Origin of the sequence: Aquabacter spiritensis (genome assembly GCF_004346185.1) — a bacterium.
In the GTDB taxonomy this organism is placed as follows: domain Bacteria; phylum Pseudomonadota; class Alphaproteobacteria; order Rhizobiales; family Xanthobacteraceae; genus Aquabacter; species Aquabacter spiritensis.
In genome coordinates, this window is sequence record NZ_SMAI01000031.1 from 1 (window position 1) to 7,696 (window position 7,696).

At 67.5% G+C, this 7,696-nt stretch carries 8 protein-coding genes and 1 pseudogene; all 9 read left to right on the forward strand.

Translation table 11 applies throughout. The features are described 5' to 3' along the window. Positions 1-175: 175 nt before the first annotated feature. The gene (gene parA / locus EDC64_RS23120) at positions 176-829 is read left to right on the forward strand and encodes a ParA family partition ATPase (RefSeq protein WP_132036211.1); all 654 of its coding nucleotides are present in this window, start codon (positions 176-178) and stop codon (positions 827-829) included. Beyond that, positions 826-1,077 carry a ribbon-helix-helix protein gene (locus EDC64_RS23125; protein WP_132036213.1) on the forward strand — a complete coding sequence of 84 codons (252 nt, stop codon included), beginning with the start codon at positions 826-828 and terminating at the stop codon, positions 1,075-1,077. Before parA ends, EDC64_RS23125 begins: the two co-directional genes overlap by 4 nt. Beyond that, positions 1,074-1,595: a DUF2840 domain-containing protein gene (locus EDC64_RS23130; protein ID WP_132036215.1), complete on the forward strand. Its 522-nt coding sequence runs from the start codon at positions 1,074-1,076 to the stop codon at positions 1,593-1,595. The genes EDC64_RS23125 and EDC64_RS23130 overlap by 4 nt, the downstream gene beginning before the upstream one ends. After that, a complete protein-coding gene (locus EDC64_RS23135) occupies positions 1,592-2,137 on the forward strand; it encodes a S26 family signal peptidase (protein ID WP_132036217.1) in 546 nt (181 codons plus the stop codon). The genes EDC64_RS23130 and EDC64_RS23135 overlap by 4 nt, the downstream gene beginning before the upstream one ends. Before the next feature lie 79 nt (positions 2,138-2,216). Continuing rightward, positions 2,217-2,801 (forward strand): lytic transglycosylase domain-containing protein, encoded by a 585-nt coding sequence (locus EDC64_RS23140; RefSeq protein ID WP_338023423.1) that lies wholly within the window; start codon positions 2,217-2,219, stop codon positions 2,799-2,801. Positions 2,802-3,044: 243 nt separating this feature from the next. Continuing rightward, entirely contained in the window at positions 3,045-4,784 is a 1,740-nt protein-coding gene (locus tag EDC64_RS23145) for a relaxase/mobilization nuclease domain-containing protein (protein ID WP_132036221.1), read from the forward strand. 21 nt (positions 4,785-4,805) lie between these two features. Beyond that, a complete protein-coding gene (locus EDC64_RS23150) occupies positions 4,806-6,797 on the forward strand; it encodes a conjugal transfer protein TraG (protein ID WP_132036223.1) in 1,992 nt (663 codons plus the stop codon). 5 nt (positions 6,798-6,802) lie between these two features. Then, positions 6,803-7,249, forward strand: a complete 447-nt coding sequence (locus EDC64_RS23155) for a CopG family transcriptional regulator (RefSeq protein WP_132036225.1) — start codon at positions 6,803-6,805, stop codon at positions 7,247-7,249. Then, positions 7,250-7,696: pseudogene (locus EDC64_RS23160) on the forward strand (transposase); the annotation flags it as partial.

The window sequence follows — 7,696 nt, forward strand, 5'->3', positions numbered from 1 at the left end:
AAATCTATGATTCAAGGGAAACCGGACCATGCGCAAGAGTCCAGAAAGACTCAGCTTTCTCCGCCGACCAGACTCCACTTCAAGGGAAAGCGACACCCCGACTGGGGGCGAAGTGGCCGGGAAAGACGCCGCCTGACAGCGTCTCACAGACGCCCCCTCGCTCGAGGGGGCATCGATGATCATCGCGCTCCTCAACCAGAAGGGCGGGGTCGGCAAGACGACGCTGGCGCTGCATCTCGCCGGGCAATGGGCTCGGCAGGGACAGCGGATCACGCTGATCGACGCCGATCCGCAGGGCTCCAGCCTCGACTGGTCGCAGCAGCGCAGCCGCGAGGGCCTGCCACGGCTGTTCGGTGTCGTCGGGCTCGCCCGCGACACCTTGCACCGGGAGGCGCCCGAGCTTGCGCGTGACGCGGATCACATCGTCATCGATGGTCCGCCCCGTGTCGCAGGGCTGATGCGCTCGGCGCTGCTCGCCGCCGACCTAGTGCTGATCCCGGTGCAGCCCTCGCCCTTCGATGGCTGGGCGTCGGCCGAGATGCTGGCGCTGATCCGCGAGGCGCGGATCTACCGCCCGGAGATGCTGGTCCGGTTCGCCTTGAACCGCTGCGGCGCGCGCACGGTTCTCGCGCGCGAGACCGCGCGGACGCTGGCTGACCATGATCCGCCGGTGCTCGCCAGCACCATCGGCCAGCGCATCGCCTTTGCGGCGGCCGCGCAATCCGGGCGTCTCGTCTTCGAGCGCGACGATGCCGGGCCGGCCACGCGCGAGATCGCTGCGCTGAGCGCCGAGATCAATGGTCTCGACCTCGGGAGGCAAGCGCGATGAGCGATCGCCCTATCCGCCGCGACTTCGCCTCTCGACCTGCCGATCCCGAGCACTGGATCAAGGCGGCAGATATCTCGACCGAACGCCGGCCCGGCGCCGCGTTCACCGCGCGCCTCACCATCGATGTGACGCCCGACCTGCGCGGGCGGATCAAGGTCGCCGCCTTCCGGCGCGGCGTCACCGTCGCCGAGATGCTGCGCGACCTCCTCGCGCGCGAATTCCCTCCCCAATCTGGAGACCAGCCATGAGCGCGGCGTTTGCGCCCCGTGCGGCAAGCACGGCATCTGCGTCCAGTCCCCCGTCCGATGCCCTGACCCATGTGGAGTTGACCCATATCGAGAAGCGGATTGAGAACTGGATCCGCTTCGGCCATCACGCGCATGAGCAGCTTCTGGATCGCCGCCGGCGCATCCTCTCTTTCCCTCCCGGCTGCATCTTCGCCTTTGTCCGGTGGGCCTCGAATGACTTCGGCACCGTCGCCTCCCGCCTCGACATCGTGCGTTGCGTGGCGCCGGGCGAAGGCTACCAGACGCTGCCTTTCGTTCGGCCCGGCGGCGAGATCCTGCTGCGGGTGGATGGCTGGCCGAAGGTCGAGAAAATTCTGCAGCACATCGACGCCATCGAGGCGATCGGCATCGATCCGGCCACTGTCGCTCCCGATCACTGGGGTCATGTCGCCCACCGCATCAGTGTCGGCTTCGAGCCGCGCGCCTATAGCATGGAGCGCCATCAGGCGTGGCTGAAGCGGCAGGAGTGCGGTCAATGAACCGCGCCGCCTATGTGCTGATGGCTGCGGCCGCCAGCGTCGGCATGGCCTACGCCGCCACGCTGCCGACGCCGCTGAAGCTGATCTGGAATGTCTCGGCGAGCGTTCCTGTCGGGCTCTACTCGGTCGAGCCGGCGGATCATCTCGAGATCACCGATCTGGTCGCGGTGATGCCACCGCCGCCGCTCGCTGCGTTCCTCATCGCACGTGGCTATATCGGCGAAGGCACGCCGCTGTTGAAGCGCGTGATGGGTCTGCCTGGGCAGGATGTCTGCCGCCTCCGTGACGCCATCACAGTTGATGGCGTGCCACTCGGCGAAGCGCTGCCGCGCGACCGCACGGGCCGCGATCTGCCGGTCTGGCAGGGCTGTCGGCGTATCGCTTCCGGCTATCTGTTCCTGATGAACCCGGACGTCGGCGACAGTCTCGACGGGCGCTATTTCGGCCCGATCCCGGCTACGACCGTCATCGGGCGGGCGATGCCACTCCTCACGGATGAGGCCGGCGGCGGCGACTTCATCTGGCGCGCGGCGGTGCGCTGACATGCATCGCGCTGCGCTCTTCCTCGCATCCGGACTGCTGATCGGCGGTGCGTCGCCTGGCTCTGCCACGGCGCAGACCATGTCGCCGACCCTGGCGAATGCTGTCACCTCCTACGCCACCTTTATCGACGAAGCTGCGCAGCGCTTCGAGCTTCCGGCCAACTGGATCCGCGCGGTCCTGCGGGCCGAGAGCGGCGCCGATCCCCGCGCAGTCTCACCCGCCGGTGCCATGGGGCTGATGCAGATCATGCCCGCGACCTGGGATGAGCTTCGCGTCCACTACGGCCTCGGGGCAGATCCATTCGACCCGCGTGACAACATCCTCGCCGGCGCCGCCTATCTGCGTCAGCTCTATGACCACTATGGCAGCATCCGAGCCATGCTCTCGGCCTATAATGCCGGGCCCGCACGCTATGAGGCGTCGCTTACCGGCAAGCCACTGCCGCCGGAGACGCGCATTTACATCGCGGCTCTCGCGCCCATCCTCGACACAGAGTCTGCGGCCGGCGCCACCGCATCGGTGCGGCCAATGGCGCAAAGCTGGCGCGAAGCTCCGCTGTTCGCCGCGCCGCCCGCGCGCAGCAATCCAGCCGATGCCGCGCTCCTCGCGCCGCAATCGGGCGCGCTCTTCGTTGCATCTCCGCCGTTGCGGAGAGCGCCATGAGCAGGCTGACCCGCCTTCGCATCCTGTCGGGCTCCGGCGTTCCATGGCGCGTAAGGAGGCGTAGGACAGCAAACACGACCGCACGAGGGCAGGATAAAAGGGCGCACATTGCGCGGCGGTCGGGGCGTTGTTTCACCACGTGTTTTCCGCGCCTTCGGCACCTTGTGGAGCCGAACCACAAGGTTTGCGCGTGCCTCAAATGGCGCCGCATCAATGATTTTCCGCACATTGCGAGGCCTCGCCATGAGCGATGAACGCGAGTTCCGCGTCCGTCCCGGCCGCATCCGCTCGACCCGCGCCCAGCAGGCCCGCCCCTTCATCGCCCAGGCGCTCGCCGCGGCCCGGAAGGCCGGCGGCGGGGTCTCTCGCTCCGGCAAGATCGCCTCCGGCAACCGCTCGCGTTTCGGCAGCGGACAGGTCGCCAGCCTTCAGGCCAGCCGACGGATCACGCCACGATCACGCGGCGCCGTGGTGAAGGCGCGCGTCGTCCGACACACGGCCCGCGCGGGCTCCCTCGGCCAACACCTCACCTATCTTCGCCGCGAGGGGGTGACCCGCGACGGCGAAAAGGCGCGGATGTTTGGTCCCGAGATCGAGAGCGTGGATGTCGACTCCTTCGCTGAGCGCTGCCGCGAGGACCGTCACCATTTCCGCTTCATCGTCTCGCCTGACGACGCGTTGGAGATGGAGGACCTGCGGGCCCTCACCCGTGACCTCACCCGGCAGATGGAGAAGGACCTCGGCACCGGTCTCGACTGGGTCGCCGTCGATCACTGGAACACCGAGCATCCCCATGTGCATCTGATCGTCCGGGGGCGCCGCGACGACGGCCAGGATCTCGTGATCTCCCGCGACTATATCAAAGAGGGTATGCGCGATCGCGCCCGAGACCTGATCACCCAGGAACTCGGCCCGCGCACCGAGCTCGATATCCGCCGGAGCTTGGAGCGCCAGATCGAGGCCGAGCGCTGGACCGAGCTCGACCGCCAGCTTCTCCGCGAGACCAGCGAGAGCGGCATCATCGACATGGCGCCGGTTCCCGGCCGACAGCCGGACGAACACCATGCACTGAAGATTGGGCGCCTCCGCAAACTCGAGACGCTCGGCCTTGCCAGCGAGATCGGCAACGCCCAATGGATGGTAGAGCCGGACGCGGAAGTCACCCTGCGTGCCCTCGGCGAGCGCGGCGACATCATCAAGCGCATGCACCGCGCCCTCACCGAGAGCGGGATCGAGCGCGGCATGGCGAGTTATGTCCTCGCCGCCGAGAGCCTCGATGTGCCGGTCATCGGCCGGCTGGTCGCGCGCGGTCTCGATGATGAACTCCACGGCTCGGCCTATGCCATCGTCGATGGCGTGGACGGGCGGTCCCATCACATCCGGCTGCCCGATCTCGATGCGGCCGGCGATGGCGCGCCGGGCGCCATCGTCGAACTGCGGACCTTCGACGACGCGCACGGCAAACGGCGCGTGGCGCTCGCAGTGCGCTCCGATCTAGATCTCGCCCACCAGGTCACGGCCACCGGCGCCACCTGGCTCGACCGGCAGGCCATCGCGCGTGACCCCGTTGCTCTGTCGGACGTCGGCTTCGGCGCCGAGGTGAGCCAGGCGCTTGAACGGCGTGCCGACCATCTCATCCGCGAGGGCCTGGCCGAGCGACAGGGACGGCGCGTCGTCTTTGCCCGCAACCTCATCGAGACGCTCCGCCGCCGCGAACTGGATGCTGTGGGGGAGAAGCTCGCCGCCGAGACCGGCCTGCCGTTCAACAAGGCCGGCACCGGCGAGTATGTCGCCGGCACGTATCGCCAGCTACTTGTGCTCGCGTCCGGTCGCTTCGCCATGCTCGATGACGGGCTCGGCTTCCAACTCGTGCCCTGGTCGCCCTCTCTGGAGCGCCAGCTCGGCAAGCATGTCTCCGGCGTCGCCCGTGACGATGGCGGCGTCGACTGGAGCTTCGGGCGCAAGCGCGGCCTTGGCCTCTGACCGCAGAGAAGGATTATCACCATGTCGGCGACGAAAATCCTCTGGGGGCAGATCCTCACCGTGCTGCTGATCGTGTTGGCGGCCATCTGGGGCGCCACACAATATGTGGCCTGGTGCCTCGGCTTTCAGGCCCAGCTGGGCGCCCCGTGGTTCGCGCTTCTCGGCCTGCCGATCTACTACCCGCCGGCCTTCTTCTGGTGGTGGTACTTTTTCGATGCCTATGCGCCGGACGTATTTTTCCGGGGCGCACTGATCGCCGCCTCCGGCGGTTTCCTCTCCATCGCCGTCGCCATCGCCCTGTCGGTCTGGCGGGCCCGCGAGGCATCCAGGGTCGAGACCTATGGTTCGGCGCGCTGGGCCGAGAGGGAGGAAGTCCGGGCCGCCGGGCTGCTCGGCACGGATGGCGTCGTCCTCGGACGCTATGAGCGCGACTATCTGCGCCATGACGGGCCGGAGCATGTGCTGTGCTTCGCGCCGACCCGGTCCGGCAAGGGCGTCGGCTTGGTCGTGCCCTCGCTGCTGGCCTGGCCGGGATCGGCCATCGTCCATGACATCAAGGGCGAGAACTGGCAGCTCACCGCCGGTTTCCGTGCCCGGCATGGCCGCGTGCTGCTGTTCGACCCGACCAACGCCAAGTCCGCCGCCTATAATCCGCTGCTCGAGGTGCGCCGCGGCGAATGGGAAGTGCGCGATGTGCAGAACATCGCCGACATCCTCGTCGACCCCGAAGGCTCGCTGGAAAAGCGGAACCACTGGGAGAAGACCAGCCACGCGCTGCTGGTCGGCGCCATCCTCCACGTGCTCTATGCCGAAAAGGACAAGACGCTCGCCGGCGTCGCCGCCTTCCTCTCCGATCCGAAGCGGCCGATCGAGACCACGCTCGACGCCATGATGAAGACCGCGCATCTCGGCGAGGCGGGTCCTCATCCCGTCATTGCCAGCGCCGCCCGCGAACTGCTGAACAAATCCGACAATGAGCGCTCGGGCGTGCTCTCCACCGCCATGTCCTTCCTCGGCCTGTACCGCGATCCAGTGATTGCCGAGGTGACGCGAAGCTGCGACTGGCGCATTGCCGATATCGTCGGCGGCAAGGCTCCCTCGACCCTCTACCTCGTGGTGCCGCCCTCCGACATCAATCGCACCAAGCCGCTGATCCGCCTGCTCCTCAACCAGATCGGTCGGCGCCTCACCGAAGACCTGCAGGCCAAGGGCGGACGTCACCGTCTGCTGCTCATGCTCGACGAGTTCCCGGCGCTCGGCCGGCTCGACTTTTTCGAGAGCGCGCTCGCCTTCATGGCCGGCTATGGCCTGAAAGCCTTCCTCATCGCCCAGTCGCTGAACCAGATCGAGAAGGCCTATGGGCCGAACAACTCGATCCTCGACAATTGCCATGTCCGGGTGAGCTTCGCCACGAACGACGAGCGCACCGCGAAACGCGTCTCCGATGCGCTCGGCACCGCCACTGAGATGAAGGCGATGAAGAATTATGCCGGGCACCGGCTATCGCCGTGGCTGGGTCATCTCATGGTGTCGCGATCGGAAACCGCCCGCCCCCTGCTCACCCCCGGCGAGGTTATGCAGCTGCCGCCCACGGACGAGATCGTCATGGTCGCCGGAACCCCGCCGATCCGGGCGAAGAAGGCTCGCTACTACGAGGATGCGCGCTTTCGGGACCGGCTCCTGCCGCCGCCAACGCCCTCTCGTGGCCCGACCGTCCAACACGATGACTGGACCGCGCTGCCGTTGCTCAGACCGCAGGAGGGCGCGAGCAGGAGCGCCGCGGACGAAGGTCGAGACGATGACCCGACCGGCTCCGAACACCGGCATCAGCCCGAGCTCAGCCGCGTCAAGCCGTTCGAAAAAATGCAGCCTATCGAGAACGAGTTCGAGTTCGACGCCGACCGCGACGACGAGATGGACGACGTCGCCACCCGGAACCGGCGCATGACCGGCCTGATGCAAGGCGTGGCTCGACAGGTCAGCCTCAATCCCAATGACGGCATGGAGCTGTGATCGCCATGGCAGGCCGCACGAAGAAAGCGCAGATCTCCGTCTATCTCGAGTCCGACATCATGGACATGCTGGCCCACTACGCCGCCCAGCGCGACCAGTCCATGTCCCTGATCGCCCAGGCCGCGATCGCCTCCTTCCTGTCGCCCGACAGCGCCGAGCGCCAGGAGGCCGCTCTTGCCCGGCGCCTCGGCCAGATCGATCGCCGCCTCGCGCGGCTGGAGCGCGACCTCGGCATCTCGACCGAGGCCTTCGCCACCTTCATCCGCTTCTGGCTCGCCACCACCCCCGCGCTGCCCGAACCCGCGGCCCAGGCCGCGCGTGCCAAGCTCTCCGAGCGCTACGCAGCCTACACCACGGCGCTCGGCCGGCGTCTCGCCAAGGGACCGCAGTTGCGGCAGGAGATCGTGGAGGATGTTTCTCAACTGGAGGGTGACGGAGGCCGCCGATCGTGACGCATTCTCAATGCCCATCACGACGAATACGGCTTCCAGCCGATCGTGGTGTTCGACGGCGCGGGCCGCTTCGTCGGTGCGGTTCTGCGGCCGGCCCGGCGGCCGAGTGGGGCTGAAATCCGCCCCCACCTGCGCCGCCTGGTGCGGGCGATCCGGAGCAACTGGCCGAACACCTCGATCCTGATCCGCGCCGACAGCCACTATTGCAGTCCGCAGGTCATCGACTGGTGCCGCGCCAATGATGTCGACTTCATCTTCGGCGTGGCGCCCACCACCACATTGCGCAAGCATGTCGCGGACCTGGAAGCCAGCACGCTGGCGCGCTTTGAAGCATCGGCCAAGACGGGCAAGGTCCGGCGCTTCAAGGAGTTCTTTGACGGCGCCGCCAGCTGGAGCCGGGTGGAGCGCATCATTGCCCGTGTCGAGGTCGGCGGCCAGGGCGCCGAC